Annotated in this window: 24 protein-coding genes and 1 pseudogene; 9 read left to right on the top strand and 16 right to left on the bottom strand. The window is 40.9% G+C overall.

Annotated elements, in window-relative coordinates; genetic code table 11:
- Positions 1–161: 161 nt before the first annotated feature.
- The gene (locus Q0Z55_RS05645; RefSeq protein ID WP_297425404.1) at positions 162–911 is read right to left on the bottom strand and encodes a M23 family metallopeptidase; all 750 of its coding nucleotides are present in this window, start codon (positions 909–911) and stop codon (positions 162–164) included.
- A 111-nt stretch (positions 912–1,022) separates the two neighbouring features.
- On the opposite strand from Q0Z55_RS05645, the gene Q0Z55_RS05650 reads away from it, so the two are divergent.
- Positions 1,023–1,463 carry a DciA family protein gene (locus Q0Z55_RS05650; RefSeq protein WP_297425407.1) on the top strand — a complete coding sequence of 147 codons (441 nt, stop codon included), beginning with the start codon at positions 1,023–1,025 and terminating at the stop codon, positions 1,461–1,463.
- 97 nt (positions 1,464–1,560) lie between these two features.
- Here Q0Z55_RS05650 and lpxC read toward each other — a convergent pair whose 3' ends face one another.
- The 8 genes from lpxC to gshB all read right to left on the bottom strand — a co-directional run bounded on the left by lpxC (position 1,561) and on the right by gshB (position 10,937).
- Complete coding sequence (lpxC, locus tag Q0Z55_RS05655) at positions 1,561–2,463, bottom strand: UDP-3-O-acyl-N-acetylglucosamine deacetylase (protein ID WP_297425410.1); 903 nt, start codon at positions 2,461–2,463, stop codon at positions 1,561–1,563.
- A 123-nt stretch (positions 2,464–2,586) separates the two neighbouring features.
- Positions 2,587–3,777 carry a cell division protein FtsZ gene (gene ftsZ / locus Q0Z55_RS05660; RefSeq protein WP_297425414.1) on the bottom strand — a complete coding sequence of 397 codons (1,191 nt, stop codon included), beginning with the start codon at positions 3,775–3,777 and terminating at the stop codon, positions 2,587–2,589.
- A 165-nt stretch (positions 3,778–3,942) separates the two neighbouring features.
- On the bottom strand, positions 3,943–5,205 hold the full coding sequence (gene ftsA / locus Q0Z55_RS05665; protein ID WP_297425417.1) for a cell division protein FtsA: 1,263 nt from the start codon (positions 5,203–5,205) through the stop codon (positions 3,943–3,945).
- A gap of 63 nt (positions 5,206–5,268) precedes the next feature.
- A complete protein-coding gene (locus tag Q0Z55_RS05670) occupies positions 5,269–6,126 on the bottom strand; it encodes a cell division protein FtsQ/DivIB (protein ID WP_297425420.1) in 858 nt (285 codons plus the stop codon).
- A gap of 3 nt (positions 6,127–6,129) precedes the next feature.
- Complete coding sequence (locus Q0Z55_RS05675; RefSeq protein ID WP_297425423.1) at positions 6,130–7,059, bottom strand: D-alanine--D-alanine ligase; 930 nt, start codon at positions 7,057–7,059, stop codon at positions 6,130–6,132.
- Positions 7,060–7,115: 56 nt separating this feature from the next.
- Positions 7,116–8,564 carry a UDP-N-acetylmuramate--L-alanine ligase gene (gene murC, locus Q0Z55_RS05680; protein ID WP_297425426.1) on the bottom strand — a complete coding sequence of 483 codons (1,449 nt, stop codon included), beginning with the start codon at positions 8,562–8,564 and terminating at the stop codon, positions 7,116–7,118.
- A 3-nt stretch (positions 8,565–8,567) separates the two neighbouring features.
- The gene (murG, locus tag Q0Z55_RS05685) at positions 8,568–9,674 is read right to left on the bottom strand and encodes an undecaprenyldiphospho-muramoylpentapeptide beta-N-acetylglucosaminyltransferase (protein WP_297425428.1); all 1,107 of its coding nucleotides are present in this window, start codon (positions 9,672–9,674) and stop codon (positions 8,568–8,570) included.
- A gap of 318 nt (positions 9,675–9,992) precedes the next feature.
- Positions 9,993–10,937 carry a glutathione synthase gene (gshB, locus tag Q0Z55_RS05690; protein ID WP_297425431.1) on the bottom strand — a complete coding sequence of 315 codons (945 nt, stop codon included), beginning with the start codon at positions 10,935–10,937 and terminating at the stop codon, positions 9,993–9,995.
- Positions 10,938–11,105: 168 nt separating this feature from the next.
- On the opposite strand from gshB, the gene Q0Z55_RS05695 reads away from it, so the two are divergent.
- Positions 11,106–11,804 carry a VanW family protein gene (locus tag Q0Z55_RS05695; protein WP_297425434.1) on the top strand — a complete coding sequence of 233 codons (699 nt, stop codon included), beginning with the start codon at positions 11,106–11,108 and terminating at the stop codon, positions 11,802–11,804.
- 59 nt (positions 11,805–11,863) lie between these two features.
- On the opposite strand, the gene pyrE is transcribed toward Q0Z55_RS05695, so the two are convergent.
- The gene (gene pyrE / locus Q0Z55_RS05700) at positions 11,864–12,514 is read right to left on the bottom strand and encodes an orotate phosphoribosyltransferase (RefSeq protein WP_297425437.1); all 651 of its coding nucleotides are present in this window, start codon (positions 12,512–12,514) and stop codon (positions 11,864–11,866) included.
- Positions 12,515–12,553: 39 nt separating this feature from the next.
- Here pyrE and Q0Z55_RS05705 point away from each other — a divergent pair, with 39 nt between their 5' ends.
- Together Q0Z55_RS05705 and Q0Z55_RS05710 are read left to right on the top strand one after the other, a co-directional pair.
- Positions 12,554–13,372 carry an exodeoxyribonuclease III gene (locus tag Q0Z55_RS05705; RefSeq protein WP_297425440.1) on the top strand — a complete coding sequence of 273 codons (819 nt, stop codon included), beginning with the start codon at positions 12,554–12,556 and terminating at the stop codon, positions 13,370–13,372.
- Between the two features lie 373 nt (positions 13,373–13,745).
- Positions 13,746–14,093, top strand: coding sequence for a Spx/MgsR family RNA polymerase-binding regulatory protein (locus Q0Z55_RS05710; protein WP_297425443.1), 348 nt, complete (start codon positions 13,746–13,748; stop codon positions 14,091–14,093).
- A gap of 38 nt (positions 14,094–14,131) precedes the next feature.
- Here the strand turns inward: Q0Z55_RS05710 and Q0Z55_RS05715 are convergent, their stop codons facing one another.
- Complete coding sequence (locus Q0Z55_RS05715) at positions 14,132–14,560, bottom strand: DUF2147 domain-containing protein (RefSeq protein WP_297425446.1); 429 nt, start codon at positions 14,558–14,560, stop codon at positions 14,132–14,134.
- A gap of 151 nt (positions 14,561–14,711) precedes the next feature.
- Here Q0Z55_RS05715 and Q0Z55_RS05720 point away from each other — a divergent pair, with 151 nt between their 5' ends.
- Complete coding sequence (locus Q0Z55_RS05720) at positions 14,712–15,620, top strand: alpha/beta hydrolase (RefSeq protein WP_297425449.1); 909 nt, start codon at positions 14,712–14,714, stop codon at positions 15,618–15,620.
- Positions 15,621–15,652: 32 nt separating this feature from the next.
- Here the strand turns inward: Q0Z55_RS05720 and Q0Z55_RS05725 are convergent, their stop codons facing one another.
- From Q0Z55_RS05725 to Q0Z55_RS05745, 5 genes are all read right to left on the bottom strand, one after another.
- Complete coding sequence (locus Q0Z55_RS05725; RefSeq protein WP_297425452.1) at positions 15,653–16,219, bottom strand: NAD(P)H-dependent oxidoreductase; 567 nt, start codon at positions 16,217–16,219, stop codon at positions 15,653–15,655.
- 103 nt (positions 16,220–16,322) lie between these two features.
- On the bottom strand, positions 16,323–18,059 hold the full coding sequence (gene dsbD / locus Q0Z55_RS05730; RefSeq protein WP_297425456.1) for a protein-disulfide reductase DsbD: 1,737 nt from the start codon (positions 18,057–18,059) through the stop codon (positions 16,323–16,325).
- Between the two features lie 28 nt (positions 18,060–18,087).
- The gene (locus tag Q0Z55_RS05735; protein WP_297425459.1) at positions 18,088–18,852 is read right to left on the bottom strand and encodes a transporter; all 765 of its coding nucleotides are present in this window, start codon (positions 18,850–18,852) and stop codon (positions 18,088–18,090) included.
- Positions 18,853–18,865: 13 nt separating this feature from the next.
- Entirely contained in the window at positions 18,866–19,411 is a 546-nt protein-coding gene (locus tag Q0Z55_RS05740) for an ankyrin repeat domain-containing protein (RefSeq protein ID WP_297425462.1), read from the bottom strand.
- A gap of 116 nt (positions 19,412–19,527) precedes the next feature.
- Positions 19,528–19,911 (bottom strand): HPF/RaiA family ribosome-associated protein, encoded by a 384-nt coding sequence (locus Q0Z55_RS05745; RefSeq protein WP_297425465.1) that lies wholly within the window; start codon positions 19,909–19,911, stop codon positions 19,528–19,530.
- A 240-nt stretch (positions 19,912–20,151) separates the two neighbouring features.
- On the opposite strand from Q0Z55_RS05745, the gene puuE reads away from it, so the two are divergent.
- The 4 genes and pseudogenes from puuE to Q0Z55_RS05765 all read left to right on the top strand — a co-directional run.
- The gene (puuE, locus tag Q0Z55_RS05750; protein ID WP_297425468.1) at positions 20,152–21,117 is read left to right on the top strand and encodes an allantoinase PuuE; all 966 of its coding nucleotides are present in this window, start codon (positions 20,152–20,154) and stop codon (positions 21,115–21,117) included.
- A 96-nt stretch (positions 21,118–21,213) separates the two neighbouring features.
- Positions 21,214–21,711, top strand: a complete 498-nt coding sequence (uraD, locus tag Q0Z55_RS05755; RefSeq protein ID WP_297425471.1) for a 2-oxo-4-hydroxy-4-carboxy-5-ureidoimidazoline decarboxylase — start codon at positions 21,214–21,216, stop codon at positions 21,709–21,711.
- Positions 21,704–22,030 (top strand): hydroxyisourate hydrolase, encoded by a 327-nt coding sequence (gene uraH / locus Q0Z55_RS05760; protein WP_297425474.1) that lies wholly within the window; start codon positions 21,704–21,706, stop codon positions 22,028–22,030. Before uraD ends, uraH begins: the two co-directional genes overlap by 8 nt.
- Before the next feature lie 100 nt (positions 22,031–22,130).
- Positions 22,131–22,568 (top strand): annotated as a pseudogene (locus Q0Z55_RS05765) (outer membrane protein OmpK); the annotation flags it as partial.
- Positions 22,569–22,646 lie beyond the last annotated feature (78 nt).

The raw sequence follows: 22,646 nt of genomic DNA on the forward strand, positions 1-22,646 counted from the left end.
AATTAACAAAAAACCGCCAATTCAGGCGGTTCTTTAGACAACAACTATTCTTTCTCAGTGATAGCCTAACGTTTAAAGAGGCTTTTTAATACAGCTTAGGACTTCAACTGAAAGTTTTAAGTGTTGACAATTTATTCATGCAAGCACTTAAAGCGACTCAATTAACGTAACATCGCTAAATAAGGTGATGGATTTTTACGCTGACCATTCTTAACTACTTCATAGTGCAAGTGTGGTCCAGTACAACGACCAGTACAACCTACGTTAGCAATATGTTGACCCGCTTTGACACGTTGACCCACTTTAGCAATTAAACGTGAAGCATGTGCGTAACGCGTCACATAGCCATCGCCGTGGTTGATTTCCACATATTGACCATAGCCTGTACCCCAACCTGATTTGGTCACTACACCCGGACCTGTGGCATAAATTGGTGTACCGGTTGGTGCTGCTAAATCCAAACCTGAGTGGTTTTCGGCACGACCATTCATAGTACGACCGCCGTAGTTTGAACTAATACGACCATTGGGCAGTGGATGATTGAGCAACCAAGAATATGGGCTAGCACTTGAAGATATATTTTGTAGAGAAGCCGAATAATCTGTACTTGTGCTTGGATATTTTTTCTCAAGCATCTCATTATTGAGTACTGTGGTTTTTTCTGCACCACGAATAGTTACATTCAGTTCAGTTGGTTTAAGTTCAGCAATTTCAGCTGCTGGTTTAAAGTCTGAATATGAACCTTGAGCCAATGTTTTGGTGAGTTGCTCAAGTGCATCCTCATTGGACTCAACTTTTAAATCTAATACTTGAACTTTAGTTTGCGTATTCAGATCAACCAATTCAGCTAAAGCCACGGTTGACGCTGAAGCCGCTAAAGTACACGCTACAAAAATACGTCGCAAATGCATAAAAAAACCTCTTTAAACTGTCTTTAGCAAAGTTCCCTTGTCTGAATTTCTTCCTTGATATCCAACAAAAGAAGCGCATAAGATTAAGACATAAATATGAAGGAATGATGTATGTCTGAACCTGTCAACGTCTTTGGGCAAACAAGTCAACATTTAAAAACAGGAAACTTAACGTTTCTCTCAAGCCAAGTTGCTGCTTGGCAGAAACTGAGCAAACTTATCCAACCCATCCTGCCCCAACCGGAGCACTGGCAAGTTGTGTGTTATGAAAATGGTACTTTGACGATCACTGGTGAAAATCAAGCCATGATTAGTCAGCTTGGTTATCTACAAAAGCAATACGTACAACAATTGTCACAAATTTCTGGTTTAGAACACTTACAGAAAATTCAGGTACGTTTGCGGTCTAAAACCCAAGCACCTGTAAAAAATCCGAATTGTTCTAGACAGTTACAAGCAGAAACGCAAGATATGCTCCGCGATGCTGCTTGCTTTGTGAGCGACCCTAAGCTTAGCCAAGCTATGCTACGTTTGGCAAGCAAAAAAAAGTAATTCTCATTTATGCTTAGACCAAATGATGAATAAAATTCGTGACTTAAATCACAAGTGTATCTGTTACATTATTACATTTACATGAAAAGACAAGAACTTATGCAATTGTTACATAACTGATGGGACATTTTTCAACGTCATCAAATGTTACAATTTCATAGCTCGTTGGATCATTTTTCACATTGCGTAGTAACTGATTATTCAGGGCATGACCTGATTTGTAACCATCAAATTTTGCAATGATTTGATGCCCCATAAGGTATAAATCGCCTACAGCATCTAAGATTTTATGGCGCACAAATTCATCAGAAAAACGTAAACCTTCTTCATTGACCACACCGGTGTCATCTACCCCAATCGCATTTTCAAGACTGGCACCTAAAGCCAAATTATTGGCTTTTAAGTAATCAAGGTCTTTCATAAAACCAAAGGTACGCGCCTCACTGACTTCATAGACAAAGGTTTCTGTGGAAAAATCAATCGTGGCAGACTGATACTCTTTTTCAAACGCAGGATGGTCAAAATCAATGGTGAAATTTAGCTGAAAACCTTCATGTGGGGTAAAAATAGCTTTTTTATCCTGAATTAAGGCTTCCACAGGCTTTAAGATTTTAATAAATTTCTTGGCTGCATCTTGTTCTTGTAAACCACCTTGCATCAGTAAATAAATAAATGGACCAGCGCTGCCATCCATAATCGGTAATTCTGAAGCAGAAACTTCAACAATTAAATTATCAATGCCTAAACCGGCAATGGCACTCATGACATGCTCAATCGTGCCCACTTTGGCATTGTCTTGTACCAAGTTAGAACACATAAATGCTTCTTGAATCAGCATGGCATCGGCAGGAATATCCACCACTGGATCTAAATCAATACGACGAAACACAATCCCCCCGTCCGCATGGTGAGGCACAAAGTTAATAAAGACTTTTTGACCACTGTGCAGACCAATACCGCTCGCTTTCACGACACGTTTTAGGGTTCTTTGCTTCAACATATCCGTCCAATCTATTCGCTTAAACCGCTATACGTTAGCATACTTAAACCTGATGCAAAAACAAAAAGGTAGCCCGAAAGCTACCTTTTACGTTGTAACAATGTAAACATATCTTGTTACATATTACTTACGTTGTTGATTTTTAAGATAATCTTGAATACTCATTGGTGTTGGACGACCATTACCTGTTGGAGCAACTGGTGTACTTGGCGCCTCGGTCGTTTGACGCTGAATAGCAGGTACATCATCATCATCCACTGCTGTTTGCTGTGCTGCTGAAGCATTCGGTACTGTTGGATTAGCCGCTGGACGTTTGACCACATCAGCAGCATCGGCTGAGTTACGGGTTAAACCAGTGGCAATTACAGTCACGCTGATTTCATCACGCGCATCTGGGTCAAATACGGTACCGTAGAACACTTGACCTTCATCAAGATCGACAATTTGATTGACTACATCGGTGATTTCTTCAATTTCACCAAAGGTCACGTCATCGCCACCAGTTACATTAATTAAGATGCCTTTGGCATTCATAATCGTGACGTTGTCTAACAATGGGCTACGAATCGCTTGTTCAGCTGCTTGACGGGCACGATTTTCACCACGACCTAAACCTGCACCCATCATGGCATACCCACGTGTGCTCATGGCGGTTTTTAAATCGGCAAAGTCAAGGTTAATATGACCTGGACGCACCACAAGGTCAAAGATACTACGTACTGCATTAAGCAATACATCGTCGGCTTTTTTGTAGGCATCTTTCATTGAGATGTCACGGAACACTTTAAGCAGACGTTGGTTTGGAATAATAATCAAAGAATCAACATGTTGCTCTAATGCTTCAATGCCTTTTTCTGCTGAAAGTAAACGACGTTTACCCTCAAAATTAAATGGCGTGGTCACTACACCGACAGTCAAAATGCCCATTTCTTTAGCAATTTCAGCCACAACAGGCGCAGCACCCGTACCAGTACCACCGCCCATACCTGCGGTCACAAAAACCATGTCAGTACCTTCTAGGTGCTGACGAATGATCTCGCGACTTTCTTCAGCCGCAGCTTGACCCACTTGTGGATTTGCACCTGCGCCTAAGCCGCGTGTGCTTTGCTCGCCCAACTGAATTTTAAATTGCGCATTCATACGATCAAGCGCCTGACAGTCGGTATTGGCACAAACAAATTTTACGCCTTGGATGTCAGATTCCAACATGTGTTGCACAGCGTTACCACCAGCACCACCTACACCAAACACAGTAAAACGGGCTTGACCGTTGCTATCGGTTTGATCATCTTCAAAAAATTCAAATGAGGCCATGACCTTGAGAGTTCCTAATTCATAATTGGCAGCCACTTAAAGCCCGTACACTGCCTTATATTTAATAAATAAAAATTGCTTTAAAGCATGCTGTTCAAGTGACGGCTTGTCAAGTCTAAGCTTAATTTGTAGCCGCAATTGTAAATGCTTTTACCGCATATTCACCTAAAAGAATGATTTCAACTTATCGTTTAAACCAGACCAAGCGCGGCCAGCACGCTTCCAAAATGAAACTTCATCAGTTTCTTCTTCCTCAGAAATCGCTTCAGGCAACTCACTTTGGCTAAACATCAACAGTCCTGCTGCTGTTGCATATTGTGAACGGTGTAACGCCGCTTGCTGCGCATCATCGCTATATACCGCTGTTGGTGGATTGGCTAAATGTGCAGACACCCCCAGCATACGACGCACAAAATTCACCATACCTTCAATTTGGCAGGCATCACCTGCAAGGACCACGCCATGATAAAGCCCTTGTAACGCACCCGTTTTTTCTAACTCTTGACGGATTTGCCCAAAAATTTCTTCGTAGCGCGCAATAATAATATCAGTCAGCTCAATTCGACTAATAGTTTGTGGACCATCAATGCCTTGAATCTGAATCATATGATCGGGTTTTACGACTTTTTGATCCACACAACCATACAATAATTTAATACGCTCTGCTTCTTCGGTCGTGGTTTGCAACACAGCTGCAATGTCGCGTGTGACATGTTCACCACCACGTTGTAGAGTATGCGTGAGTGCCAAACGACCTTCAATATACATCGCTACATTGGTGGTACCTGCACCAATATCAATTAAGCATACGCCATATTCTTTTTCATCTTTTAATAGGCACGCTTCTGATGTGGCAAGGGTTGAAATCACCATTTTTTCAACGCCAATATTAGCGCCTTTCATAGCACGATCTAGGTTTTGCATGGTGCTAATCGGCAGTTGCATCAACTGATAATGACCAGTCATGCTATTGGCTGACATACGAATTGGGTTTTGTACCCATTCACCTGACTCATCTAAATCAAAACCTAAAGGCACAGCACTGACTAAATAGTGATCTGAACTGACCTGACTGGCTTTAGCAAGCTCAAGCGCACGCACCACCTCGCTAGTGGTAATGGTGTGATCGGCATTGGTAATGGTAGTCGTGCCAAAGGCATAGCAACTTTTTAGCTCTGTACTTGGAATAGACACCCAAGCAGAATGCACACGGCATTCAGCCATATCTTCGGCTTCTTGCACAGCATTTTTAATTGCAGTGATAACTTTATCGAGACTAACAATTTTCCCTTTATTCATGCCTCGGTTACGAGCTGTTGCCATACCAATCACTTGGATTTTATCCGGCGCGTGTACCTTACCAATCAAAACCGAAACTTTGTGCGTCCCAATGTCAATCGCAACAACCGAGGGAACAGCTTCACTCATTATTCACTACTACCATTATGTTGGTTTAATTTCTGGCCTTAAGCCTCTATTTATAAAGCCAAATTATGGCTTTGCCTTGGTTCCTGTTGCAATGCTTTTGTCATTTGTAGTTACAACAAAATGACCATTTACAATACTCGGTGCCGCTGAATGTTGCCATTGAATGGCTAAACCATTGCGGTAGCGTAAATCAATGGATGACATTTTTTGCCACACCGGCTTAAAATCAGTTTGTGCCAAATGACTTAAACGTTGCAACTTACTCATGGTTTGATCTTGATCGACAATGACGCGTAGACCCGAATCAAACTGCATAAACCAGGTCATGCGGTCTGTTAAATATAATTCTTTGAGACGCAAATTCACTGGTAGGAATAATTGATTAATTTCATTATAACGACGCATCATCATCTCAGACTGATGCACCGGACCATGTAATAAAGGCAGATGTTGATAGTTTTTTGCATCAACTTCACTAAACACCACACCACTATCACTGAGCAGTCGTCCTGTACCCCAACGTGCAATGGGATGACGTGGCATCACACGCACACGAATGGCATTAGGCCATGCACGTGACACCACCACACGCTCAACCCACGACAACTCTAAAGTACGATCACGCACCACCCCAAGGTCAGAGGTAAAATAATTTTTGGTGATTACCGGTGCAACATGTTGCACCACTTTACTACTTTCAGCACCTGAACGTGTACCTACGACATCTAATTTAGCCACCTGTGCATCAGTCATTAGGTTATATAATGCATAGATGCCCACTGCCAATACAGCGCATGCAATCACCAATAATAACCAACCACCCCAATGTGCAAGCTTTTCTTGCTTGGTCGGTGGCTTGTCATGAATAGAGGTAATCGCCTTGTTGCGTTTACGCCGCATTGCAGCAGGAAGTTGGACCATGATTTAGTGAGCCACATCCGTTAAAGTTTGCTCTAAAATCGCAACACACAATTCATCAAAATTATAACCGACGGCTTGGGCTGCTTTTGGCACTAAAGAATGACTGGTCATCCCCGGCACGGTATTGACTTCAAGTAACCAAAAATTACCTTGTTCATCCTGCATGGCATCAATACGTCCCCAACCGCTTGCACCAACTGCTTGGAAAGCACGTAAGCTTAATGCTTGTAGGCGTTGTTCTTCTTCTGGGCTTAAACCACATGGAATGCCGTATTCTACATCATTACGCTGATATTTCGCTTCATAATCGTAAAATGCAACATCTGCTGGTGGTTGTAAACGAATCACAGGCAATGCCTGACCATTGAGCATGACGATAGTAAATTCACGCCCAGTAATCCATTTTTCTGCCATTACAATCGCATCGTGTTCAGTGGCTTTGGCAAGAGCAGCTGCAAAATCTTCAATTTTCTCGACTTTGCTCATCCCAATACTTGAACCTTCATGTACCGGTTTGATAATAAATGGCAAACCAATCGAAGCTACAACTTCATCTAAATTAGAATCTTTACTGACAATACGATAAGGCGCTGTTGGCAGTTCAGAACCCTGCCAAATTTGCTTAGTTTTTACCTTGTCCATACCAATGGCTGAACCTTGCACACCTGTACCGGTATAAGGAACATTTAACCATTCCAATGTACCTTGGATTTGACCATCCTCACCGCCACGTCCATGCAAAACAATAAAGGCACGATCATAGCCGACTAATTCGGTCACGCTACGTTGTTGTGGATCAAACGCTTCTGCATCTACACCTGAGCGTAATAATGACTCAAGCACAGCATGACCACTATCGAGCGACACTTGACGCTCTGCTGAGTTCCCACCAAATAACACGGCTACTTTGCCGAATTTTGCAACATCTAACACGCTAATATCCTTAAAATCTTTAGTACAGCTTTTAATCAAATCTAATCGCAAGCAAATTATTTTAAATACAGATGATTTTGCGCTAACTCGACTGAAATCCCACCCACATTACCTGCGCCTTGGGTTAATAACAAGTCATTTGCTTGTAACACTTTTTGCAATGCATTTTGCAGGTTGCCTTCTACAGGATCAATCAAAATTGGCTCAACATCACCACGTAAACGGATACTGCGCGCTAAGGCACGACTGTCTGCACCGACAATTGGTTTTTCACCTGCACTATAAACTTCAAGGAGTAACAATTGGTCAACTTGCGACAAAACGTCGACAAAATCGTCAAAGCAGTCACGCGTACGGCTATAACGATGTGGCTGGAACATCATCACTAAACGACGATCTGGATGGCTTTGGCGCGCGGCTTTAATAGTCGCTTCAACTTCTTTTGGATGATGACCATAATCATCCACCAATTTTACATCACCGCCAGCAACTTCAAACTGACCTTGGACTTGAAAGCGACGACCTACACCGCTAAAGCTCTCTAGGGCACGGCAAATTGCACCATCGGATACACCTTCATCGGTGGCAATACCAATCGCTGCTAAAGAATTGAGGATATTGTGCGCACCCGGCATATTAATGGTGACACGTAATGGCTCACGATCTTTACGAAGTACAGTAAAATGTGATTGCATGCCATCTTGTTCAACATCAACAGCACGAATGTCATTGTCTTCGTTAAAACCATAGGTTAAAACTGGACGACCAATACGCGGCATAATTTCACGTACGTTGGCATCATCGCCACACACTACAGCTAAACCATAAAAAGGGAGCTTTTGTAAGAAGGTGACAAACGTGTCTTTAAGTACATCAAAGCTACCGCCATAGGTATCCATATGGTCGGCATCAATGTTAGTCACAATGGCAGCCATTGGCTGTAAATGTAAGAAAGTGGCATCTGATTCGTCTGCTTCTGCCACGATATAACGACTCGCACCCAACGCAGCATTCACGCCTGTACGATTGAGTAAACCGCCAATCACATAGGTCGGGTCAAGGTTTTCTTCAGCTAACATACAGGTGACTAAACTGGTCGTTGTGGTTTTACCATGCGTACCTGCCACAGCAATACCATGACGGTAACGCATGAGTTCACCTAGCATTTCTGCACGACGTACCACAGGAATACGATGTTCAATCGCTGCTTTGATTTCAGGGTTTTCCTGATCAATTGCTGTAGAAACTACAACCACATCAGCATCTTGGATATTATCCGCTGCATGCCCGATATAGACTTGAATTCCGTTTTCTTCAAGCTGTGCAGTGGTTTTTGAAGCTTTAATGTCAGAACCTGAGACTTTATAGCCTTGGTTTTTCAAAACTTCGGCAATACCACACATACCTGCACCACCAATTCCCACAAAATGAATGTGTTTAATGCGGCGCATTTCTGGAACTTTAATTAATTTTTTTGCTTGATTAGCAGGAATAGAGGGTGACATAAATTACTCGGGTAACAATTCTTGAATTAAACGAACCACATGTTGGGTTGCATCAGGTTGAGCATGTTGACGGGCTTTGACTGCCATGTGTGACAATGTTTTACGATTCATCAACGGTGCTAAAGTTTCAGCTAAACTGGCCGAGCTCAGTGTGCCTTGCGGACAAATTTTGGCAGCACCCGCATTGGCTAAAAATTTAGCGTTGGCTGTCTGGTGATCATCAACGGCACTGGGTAGCGGCACAAAAATCGCAGCCACACCAGCTGTGGCAATTTCTGTTACAGTCAGTGCACCGGCACGGCAAATAATTAAATCGACGTCACTATAAGCTTGCGCCATATCTTGAATAAAGGGTTGTACTTGTACTTTTAAATCCGCAGCGGCGCCCGCATAGCGCTCGCTTGTCGCTGCTTGGTGATTTTGCCCACACTGATGATACACCTCTAAAGGCAATCCCAATTGCATTAATGCTTCAGGCACACGTTCATTTAACGCTTGTGCACCCAACGAACCACCAACAATCAACACTTTTAACGGTAAACCAGCTTTTTCACGCTGTTCATAACGCCAAGCAGGGCTTAAAATTTCAGTAATGTCTTTACGTACAGGATTACCTGTAGCAACCACTTTACTGGTGCTTGCAAAAGTATTTGGAAACGCTTCACATACTATTTTAGCAACACGTGACAACTGCGTATTGGTAAAACCTGCCACTGCATTTTGCTCATGGATTAATACAGGAATACCCAAAGCTCGTGCTGCAAGACCACCTGGGCCTGCCACATAGCCACCAAAACCTGCCACAGCATCCACATTCAGCTGCTTCATGTATTTCATAGCACTTAAAGTGGCTTTTAAGATTTTAAACGGTGCGATCAATTTACGCACGACACCGTTACCACGAACACCTTGAATATCAATTTGATAAATTTGAATATTTTGATCTTTTAATAGACGATTCTCCATACCTGTTGGCGTAGCCAACCAAGAGACCGTCACCCCCTGTTGTTGTAATTCTTTGGCCACAGCTAACGCGGGGAATACATGCCCACCTGTCCCTGCAGCCATCATCATGACGTGTTTAGGTTGTTGTTTCTGCGCTTGGCTCACGGTCTATTTCTTCAATTCAGAGAGGGCTAATGAAAGTTCTTTATAAGCGAACAATTGTAATCACAAATATGCAGCCATGAAAGTCAATTTAGTTTTTTTCAGTGGGCAATTTATTGGTTTTTTCCTTAGATTTGTGACTTTAAACTAGTTTTGTTATCAACAGCTATGCAGCTTATAAATTATTGTAAATTTATGCAAATTTTGACGCGTTAAGGTTGCGTGTAAATCCATCATTTTTGAGTCTTTTAAAGCAAAAAGTCAAAATAACTTGCCAAAAAAAGAGCCATAAGTTGGCTCTTTTTTCATCATGCTTAAAACTTAAACTTTTAAAGCGCTTTCTAAGACATCAAATAAGCTATCAGCAATTGAAGTCCCAAATTGTGCATCAATTTCACGAATACAGGTTGGACTGGTGACATTAATTTCTGTCACATAATCACCAATGACATCCAAGCCGACAAAAATCAAACCTTTTTCTTTTAAAAACGGCCCAACTTTTGCTGCAATCGCTTTATCATTTTCAGTTAAGGGACGTGCCTCACCACGACCACCTGCGGCTAAATTACCGCGCGTTTCACCATTTTGTGGAATACGTGCCAAACAATACGGAATCGGCTCGCCATTGACTATTAAAATACGTTTATCACCATCCACAATTTCAGGAATATAACGCTGCGCCATAATTGGCTGTTTCCCCATTTGGGTTAGCATCTCGAGAGTTGAACCAATATTGGCGCCATCAGCCGTTAAACGGAAAATCCCCATACCGCCCATACCATCAAGTGGTTTAACAATCACATCTTGATGTTCTTGAATAAATTCACGAATTAAACTTTGTTGCGAGGTCACTAAAGTAGGCACTTGTAGTTCAGGAAACTGGGTTGCAAACAGCTTTTCATTACAGTCACGCAAGCTTTGTGGTTTGTTAATAATCCACGCGCCTTCACGTTCGGCTTGTTCTAAAATATAAGTGGTATACACAAAGTTCATATCAAATGGTGGATCTTTACGCATCAACACCACATCATAAGCTGCAATGGATTCTTTTTGTTTTTCACCTAGCTCGAAATAATGGTGGTCATCTTCAAACACCTTTAACGGCGCAATTAAGCCAAAGGCTTTACCTTGATCGATATATAAATCTTCTTGTAAAGCATAACCGAGCTCATGGCCACGGCGTGCCGCAGCCCAAAGCATTGCCATGCTTGAATCTTTTTTCAGGTTGACATTTTCGATGGGATCCATAACTACAAGTACACGCATAACTTTTCTCAGTTTTTACAATATTTGCAGTATATCTGAGTTTAGATAAGGCTTCTTTTAAAAAAAAATTCTCTAATGAGCAACATTTGTACATAAAAGTCCAATAAAATATGCATTTTATATAACTTAATCACTTGCCTAAATTTTTGCATGCGATCAGATATCATTATGAAAAAATTAATTCCTGCAAAAGCCCGCCTACGCTATCAACTCGTAAAGCGCTATTTACGTGAACATATTTTAAAACCACAAAAATTTGCACAACACAATGCAAATCCACTTAAACTTAATCACAAACTATCTCATTACCAAGAAATCAAAATGAGTCATAGTTTTGGCAATAAAGTACATAATATTGATTTATGTTTAGAACATATCAATCACGTCGTGATTGAACCATCTCAAGTATTTTCATTTTGGCAGTTGGTGCCTCAACCTGTGTTAAAGAATGGTTTTAAAACTGGACGTAACTTAGTGAATGGTCAAATTCGTGAAGATGTTGGCGGAGGAATTTGTCAGGTGTCTGGTATTTTATACATCAATGCACTCAAAGCGGGTTTAAAGATTATTGAGCGTCACTCGCATTCCATTGATATTTATCAAGAACATGAGCGCTTCACCCCTTTAGGCAGTGATGCCACTGTGGTCTATGGCTATAAAGATTTACAGTTTCAAAACACCTATCGCTTCCCTATTCAAATTATAATGCAACGTTTAGAGCAGCAATTAATTTGTAACTTTTATAGTCCCGAGGATTTGCCAGATTTTGAATTAAACTTTCAAGTCGACATGACACAACAACTAAAATGTGTCACAACTTATGTGAATGAGGTTAAAGTGACTACTAACCAGTATAAAATCCTATAAAACATAAAGCCCTATCATGGATAGAGCTTTATTAAAAATCAATATTTTATATTAAAAAATTAGATACCATATTTCACACGATACGCTTCCATTTTCGCTAATGCTTCTGTATCACCTTTGGCAGCTAAGTAATCCATTAAATCTTTCATGGTAATCAAAGCATGAACTGGAATTTCGAGTTCTTTTTGCACTTCTTGAATAGCAGATAACTCACCTTGACCTTTTTCTTGACGATCAAGAGCAACCAAAACACCTGCAATTTGTGCACCCGCATTTTTTAAAATAGTTACCACTTCACGGATCGCTGTACCTGCAGTGATCACATCATCAATGATCCATACTTTTTTGCCTTCAACCGCAGCGCCCACTAATACGCCACCTTCACCGTGGTCTTTGGCTTCTTTACGGTTAAAGCCCCAAGGGACACTCACACCGTGATTTTGTGACAATGCCACAGCAGTTGCCGCAACAAAAGGAATGCCTTTATACGCAGGGCCAAAAATCACTTCTACATGGTTGCATTCGGTTAATTTCGCTGCATAACCTGCGGCTAAACCTGTTAATGCTTCACCATCGTTTAATAAACCGGCATTAAAAAAATAAGGGCTCACACGACCCGATTTTAAAGTAAACTCACCAAATTTAAGCACACCACGTGATAATGCGAGTTCGATAAAAGCTTGTGGGTTAAATGCCGCTTGCGTTGTCATGAGGTGCTCCATTTTTTAAGTTTGAGGTTAAACCTGAGCATGATACCAAAGAGTAGCTATCCTAGTGATCAAAAAATTCTGCGCGTTGTTTCAATTAACGTAAATGGACTACGTTCTGCCGAAAAAAAAGGGCTTTTTGAATGGATGGCCACTTCAGATGCCGACGTGATTTGTATGCAAGAATCACGCATTAATCATGAACAATGGACCGATAAGTTTAAACCTGAAGGTTGGCATACACATTTATTTCCAGCTCAAAAACCAGGTTATGCAGGTACGGCAATTTATAGCCGTTTACCCTTTGTTTCTGTGACCGATGGCTTAGGCTTTGAACTGGCCGACTCACAAGGTCGCTTTATTTCGGCTGAATTTGACCTAGGTTTAGATAAAACTGCACATATTTGCTCCTTATATCTACCTTCAGGTTCATCAGGTGAAGAAGCTCAGGCACGTAAAGACCACTTTTTAGAAGAATACAAAAAAATTCTCAAACAATGGCGTGATGAAGATAAATCGGTAATTGTGTGTGGCGATTACAACATCGTACATAAACGGATTGATATTAAAAATTGGTCCGGCAATCAAAAAGCCTCTGGCTGCTTGCCGCATGAGCGTGCATGGCTTGATCATATCTATGATGATTTAGGTTATGTCGATACGTTCCGTGAAGTGGTGAAAGAAGCTGAAGTCTATTCATGGTGGTCGAATCGTGGGCAAGCACGGGCTAAAAATGTTGGTTGGCGTATTGATTACCAAGCCTGCTCACCCGATTGGAAAGCACGTACGGTGAATGCTTGGGTGTATAAAGAGCAATGGTACAGTGACCATGCCCCTGTGATTATTGACTACAAACTTTAAGTTTAAGTAAACAGTTGTTTACTCAATCGGTGTTTATTTCCTACATACTCTGTCGACTTTATTGCTTTTTTCTTAAAAAGATTCAGGGCATTATGTCGCCACAGCAAAGGGAGCCGGTCAGGATGACCACACATGGATTGGATGCTGTAGGATGAAAAAATAAGCTTTTACCCAAAGCTTGTTTTAAGGAAGAAGACAACGGACGTTGCACTGAGACCCGCATAATCAGGACGATTAGATGCGGGTTTTCTATATTCTAAAGCACTCATTTCTAATCCCTACTTTAAACTGCCGCTATGACATCATGATGACAGTCATTAAATTTTAAGCCCAAATCGTATAAGCTAGTTCAAAATCAACCTTGAGCAGCAATATGTTAAAAATTTACGGCATTAAAAATTGTAGTTCTATGAAAAAAGCTTTTGACCTACTTAATGAATTAGGTTTGGCTTATGAATTTCATGATTATAAAAAACACGGCATTGACCCACACACCTTAAAAATTTGGCTTGATACTCAAGGTGAGGCGGTGATTTTAAATAAAAAAGGGACCACATGGCGCAAACTCTCTGAGCAAGAACAACAAAACGCTTTAGGTTCACAAGATAATTTAATTGATACGCTTTCAATACATACTAGCTTAATTAAACGTCCTGTTTTACAAACCTCCAAAGGCCTTATTGTCGGTTTTGACGAAGCTGCTTATCGCGCACTTGCATAAGAAAAAGAGCCTGCCAATAACAGGCTATTTTTATGAACTTAATTGACACGTTGCCACGTTTGAGTACGCCCCAACAAAGACATACCAATAAAACCTCGCATCTGTAAATTACTGCCATTGAGCTGTGCTTTAAGTTTATAGGTTTTCCCTGAATTAGGATCAACAATAGATCCACCTTCATAAATGTTTGCACCAACCTTTTTTAAACCATGCACGATGGTCAAGCCTTTTAAGGATTTGTTTTTGTATTGACCTTCACATTTACTACATGCATTTTCCTCACCGGGGGTTAGTACTTGCTGAATGCTTGCCGAGAGTGTGCCATTTTTTTGTTCAGTAAATTTTACCAACGCTTTGGCTTTATTGGTGTTTTCATCTATGGTTTTCCATACTGTGCCATTCAGTGGATCTGCTGCATTGGCCATACTCGCTAAAGCTAATAAACCTACAACCCATAATTTTTTCATTGTTATGACTACCTTAAGGTCGAATCGACTGTTCTAGTATTAAAAATCGGCAACAAATTTGCAATTTTTGAATGTGACTGTTTAGTGTAGCCTGATCAAAAGTGTTGTGAAATATACAACCTAAGTCATAGCAACAATAAATAGGCTAGCAATGAAAATAGATCCCCTAATTAAACAACTTGCCACGGAAAAATTGTTAAAAACCACCATTCGTGCGCCAAGTCAGCTGAATTTGCCGCCCAACAGCTTACGTTTTGCTTTAGAACACATGAGTCGCGTGTTACCACAGCATAAACAAACCCATATACGCAGTTTAACGATCAGTGGTTTAAAAGTTGAAGAAATCAAAGCCCAAGATGAAGCTACGCAACTGATTTTGTATCTTCATGGTGGGGCATTTTTTGTTGGTTCGCTGAACACACATCGTGCGTATTTAACCCAAGTGGCAGCGCGTAGCCAAATGCAGATTTTGCATGTGCAATATCCATTGGCGCCTGAGTATCAATTTCCAGATGCGATTGAAGCGTTGTTACGGGTTTATAAGGATTTATTGGCACAAGGTATTCAAGCCAAAGATATTATTTTAGCCGGTGACTGTTCGGGGGCGAATTTAGCCTTGGCTTTAGCCTTGCGGATTCGCGACGAGAACTTACCACAAGTGAGTGGTTTAATTTTAAATTCACCTTTTTTAGATTTAACCTTAACCAGTGAATCCATTCGTTATAATGCCAAACTGGATGCCTTGCTAAGCCCCAAAGCCTTAGATACAGGGATTGAATACTACGTGCCACGTGGCTATGAACGAGGCGATGCCAAAATATCACCACTGTTTGCCAAGCTCGATGATTTACCTCCCCTTTTTATTCAAGTCGGCTCAAAAGCTCTATTGCTCGATGATGCCAAGCGTTTGCACCAACGTGCTGAGGCAGCAGGGGTAAAAAGTCAGCTTAAAATTTATACCGGTATGTGGCATAACTTCCAACTGTTTGGATGGTTTAATGAAGCCAAACAAGCTTTGGCTGATTTATCTGAATTTGCACATGCTGTAGATGTAGATTAAAAAAAAGGTCAGTATTCACTGACCTTTTTTATTTAAATTTGCGCAATTTTAGCCAGTGCGACATTAATCGCTTGGGTTTTCACATCATCGCCCATATTCACGCCTTCAGCACGAATCACGGTTACATCGCTTACGCCAGTAAAGTTAAATACTGCTTTGAGTAGACCTTCTTGGAAATCCATTGGGCTGTTGTCGCCATAGACACCACCACGGCTACTTAAGATATAAGCAGTTTTATTGCCTGCTAAACCAACCGGACCATTTTCAGTATATTTAAAGGTACGACCTGCTACGCTAATGCGGTCAATCCATGCTTTTAAATTTGAAGATAAGCCAAAGTTATACATTGACGCACCAATCACCACAATGTCAGCTGCTAAATATTGGCTAATCAATTGCTCGCCTAAAGCAGTTTGCTCGGCATTTTGACCCATTAAAATCGCGCCGGTTAAATGCGGAATATTGGTTTCATTTAAGTCTAAATATTCAACTTCAATTGCAGCATGTTTAACTTTTAACTGCTCAACCAAAGCATGGCTAAGTTGACGTGAAACAGATGCTGCACCTAGGATGCTTGAATCAATGTGTAAAACTTTCATGCTGATTCCAATCTTATTGTTTGCGATGTAACCATTATAACGTCCTACAAAGCTAAGTGAATATCTATGCTTGGCACACTATGTCTTATATATAGAACAATATTTACTCTAAAGCCTTTAACTTACTAAGCAGATCTTCACTGCTAAAACTTCCCGTTAAGCGCAAATGACGTTGTTCTTGTTGCTTGGAATTTAAAAATAAAAAAGTTGGTGGACCTAAAATTTGCCATTCTTTTAACAAAATGGCATGACTTGCATCGTAATCACTTAAATCCAGTTTAATCAAATAGGCATTGGATAGTGCTTGTTGTACTTTAGAATCTCTCAATACGCGTTTTTCAATGGGCTGACAAGCAACACACCAATCGGCATACACATCAATCACTATATTTTGCTGCGGTGCTTGTGCCAATAGTGCTTTAAACTCCGCTGCGGTTTTCGCGACATGCCAAGTATTTTGTTGATGGTTGGTCTGCTGTTGTTGCAATAGTGGTTGCACTTGCACATACATGGTGATTGGTGCAACTATGAGTAACAGTGCAATATACCAGATCCTTAAACGCGCTTGGCTGTGGTAAATTTGATAGCCCATATAGCTAAAGAAGCTTAAGCTGAGTACGCAGCCCAATAGCAATATAACGGTTTCATTCAGTAAAGGACGTACAAAGTACAGCGCTAGGCCCAACATTAAAAAAGCAAACACATAACGTACGTGCTGCATCCATTGCCCTGCTTGTGGCAAGACATGCGCGCCTAAAATACTGGCCAATAATAAAGGCGTGCCCATGCCTAAACCTAAGCTAAATAGCAGCATTGAACCTTGTAGTTGGTTTTGATTTTGACTAATAAACAATAAAGCACCTGCTAACGGTGCAGTCATACAAGGACCGACCAATAAAGCCGAAATCGCGCCCATCAGTGCAGCGCCAAGCAAGGTCCCACCGCGCTGCATGGCTTGTAAACGATCAAGACGATTGACCCATGCCGAGGGTAATTTAAGCTCAAACAAACCAAATAAATTTAAAGCAAAGACAATAAATAAGCCTGCAAATAGCATTAAGGTAACCGGTTGCTGTAACCAACGTTGGAAATTCAAACCGGCAGCTGAGGCCAATAAACCCAAAAGTGCATAGACACTTGCCATGGCTAAAACAAAGACCAAGGCAATCCAACCGGCCTGTAAACCACGCCGATCACGCACAATTAAAGAGGTTAAAATCGGCAACATCGGCAAAGAACATGGCGTAAATGCCAATAACATGCCTAAGCCAAAAAATAACAACAGACTATATATAAATGGATGTGCATTTAAACGATCTAACCATTGTTGATCTTGTGCATGCGCTAACGTGGCTTGCTCTGCAGCTTGGTTTTCCTGATTCAGCTGTAATAAGTCAAGCTTGTGCTTGGCAGTTTGAAATTGCACTAAACCGTTAACATCGGTTGTAAAATTGATCTGTTGTGGCGGATAACAAATGCGATCTTTGGCGCAGCCTTGCCATGATACTTGATAGTTTTTTAAGGGCTGACTTGGAATCTGAAAAGTTAAATATTGATAGTAAACTTGGGTATGACCATAGTTCTCGTCATACATAGCTTGACTGGGTGGCAACTCAAGTTGCAGGGCTTGATGCTGTTGCTGTACCTCAATTTTATGTTGATATAAATAGTAATTTTCAGGAATTTCCCAAGAAATGCTTACTCGATCAGGAGCAAGCGACTGTACTTGAATCGGAAACGCAGCGTCAGCAGATAACAACTCATTTTGCGCCTGAGTCAAGCTACTCAATAAGGCCAAGAAGCTTAAAATAAACAGGCTAAGCCAAGACTGAATCTTCAACTGCGTTTTCCTATGGTTTTAGCACATTTTAAAAAGCGTAAGCAAAGCCTAAACCTGCTTGGTAACGATCTGCATGACCATTTAAACCGACACCCACACCAGCATCTAGCTGCAAGCGTGAATTGACTTTATACATCACCCCTGACCCCAAACCATACTCATAGTCCTGACTTTCAGCTTTTGAGTACACCAATTCAGAGTAACCGCTCCAACGCTGATTAAATGCATATTGCAAGGTAGGAACAGCTGTCGCACGCCATTTTCCATCTTGTACTGCATAAAACATACTGATGCCTGTAGTTAATTCATCTGTATATTGATAATTGACAGTTGAAGCAAGGCTATAGAGGTCATCTTGCAGGCTAAATACCTCGTTACCTGTGGCAATCACAGCTTGTGCTACAACTGCCATGGAGAGCTTTTCATCATCTAAATCAATGGCTTTTTTTAGCGCAATGCTGACATCACCTAAACCATCTTGCTCAAGTGACTGCCCTGCAACTTTAGTTTTTGACCATGCAGGACCTTGCCAACCCAATTGCAGTTCTAAATCATCAGTTAAGCCTGTACGCAGCAGCGTATCGGCGTAAACTAGGGTCTGCTTGACTGTTTGCCCTGCTGCATTTTGATCTTCAACATAATGTGCATTGGCAAGACTTTGCTCCCAAGCCAGCTGTCCTACAGGAACAGTAGAGGTGCCAAAACCGCTGCCCGGACGGTCAAATTCAACAGCAAAACTTGCACAGCTACAACCAAGCAATGCAAGCGCCATGAGCGTTTTTTGTTGGGTCATACGTTTTCCAAAGTTAGTTCAGTTCTTTAGACATTTTTGCGCCATGGGCACGTAACAATTCAAGTACTTGTTTTTCTTCTTCAAGTGCTTGCGACCAATCAATTTCATCAAAATCACATTCAAACAGCAATTGGCTGATCGATGATAAAACTGTTAGGTCATCTTCATCTTTAGTGTTTGGATCAACTTTTTCAGCTAATAAACGCTCAACTGCTGGCACACAGGCTGCACTTGCCACATCCCAAAGTGGGCCATAAATTTCTTCTGCATCCCACAGATGTAAATTAACTTTGGCTTGGATCAGCGCTTCTAAAATTTGCATATAAGGTTTGAGCAATTGGGCTTTTTCATCTTGTGATAAAGGCTGACCTGACTCATATGCTTCACACACTTGTTCCCACCATGCAAATACAGTATCTGACCACAATGAAATCAACGGTCCTGTTTCAGCATCAATAATAAAATTTGGGTCTGTGCCTTGTTGTAACAGCTGTTCAACTTGTTGAACATCTAAAGCAGAAACGGCTGCAACTAAGGCGTGTTGTTGTGTGCTTAACATAAGTAATTCTCTGTTTAATCTAAGCCCTATTATGCCCAATATGCTGCTATTTGCGATGACAAATTTACGCATGCGTAAAAAAGCCCCTAAAAAAGGGGCTTGATCAATTGAAGAGATTATTCGTCGTCATCAATCAGATCTAAATCACTGTCTTTGTCGTTATCAACCAGTTGCGGTTGTTGAGCACGTGGTTTTTCTGTTTTCTCAATCACATGTTCCAAACTACGTTTTAAGCGGTCAATAGCACCTGCAATTGCAGTATCTACATTGTGTCCACGGTGATTAACAACGACTGGTTTAAGTCCCGCAGGACGTGCTTCGATCATACATTTAATATCATCATCGCCACCTTTTGCACCATTTTCATCACTTAAATGTACCGAAAAGTGGGTAATACGCTCACTATGGCGTTGGAATTCTTCGTTCAGTTCTGCACGTACATAACCAATTAAACGATCACTGTTTTGAATGTTTTTATCTGTACGGATTTCAATGTTCATAATTTCATCCTCTTTTCGTATCTTTATATGAATCTTTATTGTGCAAAACTTTTCTATCTTGGCACGCTTGTCGCTTAGCTATTGCTAAAGCACTACATCTGTATTGTTTTGGAAGACAACCTCCATTTATTGATGCACTATTTTGAGTCTTAAGAAGCGTCCTTCTATGCTTTGAATATCGGGCTTCTGTTTAAAATATGCAAGAGGTATTTGAAAAAAATTATCAAAAGGATACCAAACGTGACAACTTCTTACTTGATAGGACAAAAACTCATTGATTCTATTCAAAATTCTGCATATTCACGTGATTTAATTGGATATAAAGGCACACCACCTCGGGTGATTTGGCCCAATCAAGCCAAAATTGCCGTGCAGTTTGTTTTAAATTATGAAGAAGGTGGCGAAAATCATGTTGAACATGGTGATCAAGGCTCTGAGCAGTTTTTATCTGAGCTGGTTGGTGCTATGACTTTTAATGCCAAACATATGTCAATGGACTCGATGTATGAATATGGCTCGCGCGCAGGATTTTGGCGTATTCACCAAGAATTTCAACAACGCAAATTACCCATGACCATTTTTGGGGTAGGCATGGCCTTAGCCCGTAACCCTTATGTGGTAGAGGCGATTAAAACAGCTGGTTACGATGTAGTGTCGCATGGGCAACGTTGGTTGCATTATCAACATATTGATCTTGCGACCGAACGCCAACATATGCACCAAGCAATCAGTGTACTTGAAGCCTTATTTGGACAAGCACCTATAGGTTGGTATACCGGACGAGATAGCCCCAACACACGCCAGTTACTCGCTGAATTTCCACAAATTGAATATGACTGTGATTACTATGGCGATGACCTACCTTTTTGGACAAGCCTTAGCAATGCTCAAGGCATTCAGCGTCCACATTTGATTATTCCTTATAGCTTAGACACCAATGATATGAAGTTTAGTTCAGCTGGCGGTTTTAATAAGGCTGATGATTTTTATCAATATTTAAAAGATGCCTTTGACGTGTTGTATCGTGAAGGAGATAGCGCACCAAAAATGCTCTCGATTGGTATGCACTGCCGGCTTTTGGGGCGTCCGGGGCGCTTTAAAGCCCTGCAACGCTTCTTAGATTATGTCCAAAGCCATGAACAGGTATGGATTTGTCGTCGTGGTGATCTTGCACGGCATTGGCAACTCAATCATCCAGCCATTTAAAGATTTAAATTTGCTCAAATTTTTCAAAATTTTGGCTACCAAGTGTTGGCATTGTTATTGCTAATTTAGCGAATATATTAAAATAATTTGACCATTATGGACTTAGCACAATTTAATCAAGAACCAGTTACAGAATTTTTAGCGCATTGCGTCAACATTCCGCGTTGGGCTGAGGCCATGGCAGCAGCACGTCCGTTTAGCTCAAAACAAGCTGTACTTGCATTTGCACAACAACAAGCCCAAAGTTGGACATGGCAAGAGGTGTTAAACGCACTGAATACGCATCCTAAAATTGGTGAAAAAAAAGCTCAACATGCCTTAACTGCACAAGAAAAGGTTTTTTCTGAACGTGAGCAAGCTGCTGCACAAAGTGACCCCGACACCTTAGCTCAAATTTTGGCAGCCAATCTTAGCTATCAAAAACGCTTTGGCTATATATTTTTAATAAAAGCTGCAGGCTTAAGTAGCCAACAGATACTTAACGCTTTAAATACACGCTTGCAAAATGACGATAAAACTGAACAACAGATTGTTCAACAACAACTTGCTGCGATTGCTTTATCACGCTTAGAACAGGAATTACATCATGATTAGCAGCCACATTTTAGACACTCATTTAGGCAAACCTGCCGCCCATGTTTTGGTCAATTTACGTGATGAGCAAGACACCATTTTAGCCACTGTAGCGACCAACCAAGATGGTCGTATTACAAGTGAGGCTTTGGGTTTAAATCAGTTAGCACTTGGACATTACAGCTTAGAATTTTTCACCATGAATTATTTTAAATCACTAAATTTAAATAGTTTTTTCCCAAAGGTTGTTATTTATTTTAGTGTAGATAATTTAAATGAGCACTACCATATTCCGCTTTTGATCAGCCCATTTGCTTACTCTACTTATCGAGGCAGTTAAAAAACTAACGCTTAGCTTATCCGTTTGTCCTTTTTAGCTTTATTTTTACTTAATTGTCTGTATTCTAGATACGCTTTTTTATAGGCCTGAGATTTTTTTGATGAAACTTACACAACTTGCTGCACTTTGTGCACTCTCTTCCGCTGCTGTGTTTGCTCAAGCTAAGCCAGTATGGCAAGACTTTAGCCTCACTGCGCTTTATGGTGAAAATTACGAAGTTGGTACCGAGCAACGTACCACTTTAACTGCTGAATATGCAGCTAAATACAAATATTCTGATGTGTTTTTCTTTGTTGACCAACAATGGGATGACAACGACGACGCAAGTACTTATTTTGAAATTGCACCACGCTTAAGCTTAGGTGAAGTATCAGGTCAAGATTTAAGCTTTGGTCCTGTAAAAGACGTGCTGATTGCAACGACTTGGGAACACAATGCAGATTATGACAACAACCGTGGTTTTAACAACTTCCTGTATGGTGTTGGTTTTGCTTTAGATGTGCCATACACCCAATATGCCAATATCAACTTGTATAAAGTATAGCTAAATACCAAATAAATCATTACAGTAATCTTTAAATAATTTATCAATATCTTTAACTCTAAACTTATTTCG

The organism is uncultured Acinetobacter sp. (assembly GCF_947626835.1).
Lineage (GTDB): Bacteria > Pseudomonadota > Gammaproteobacteria > Pseudomonadales > Moraxellaceae > Acinetobacter.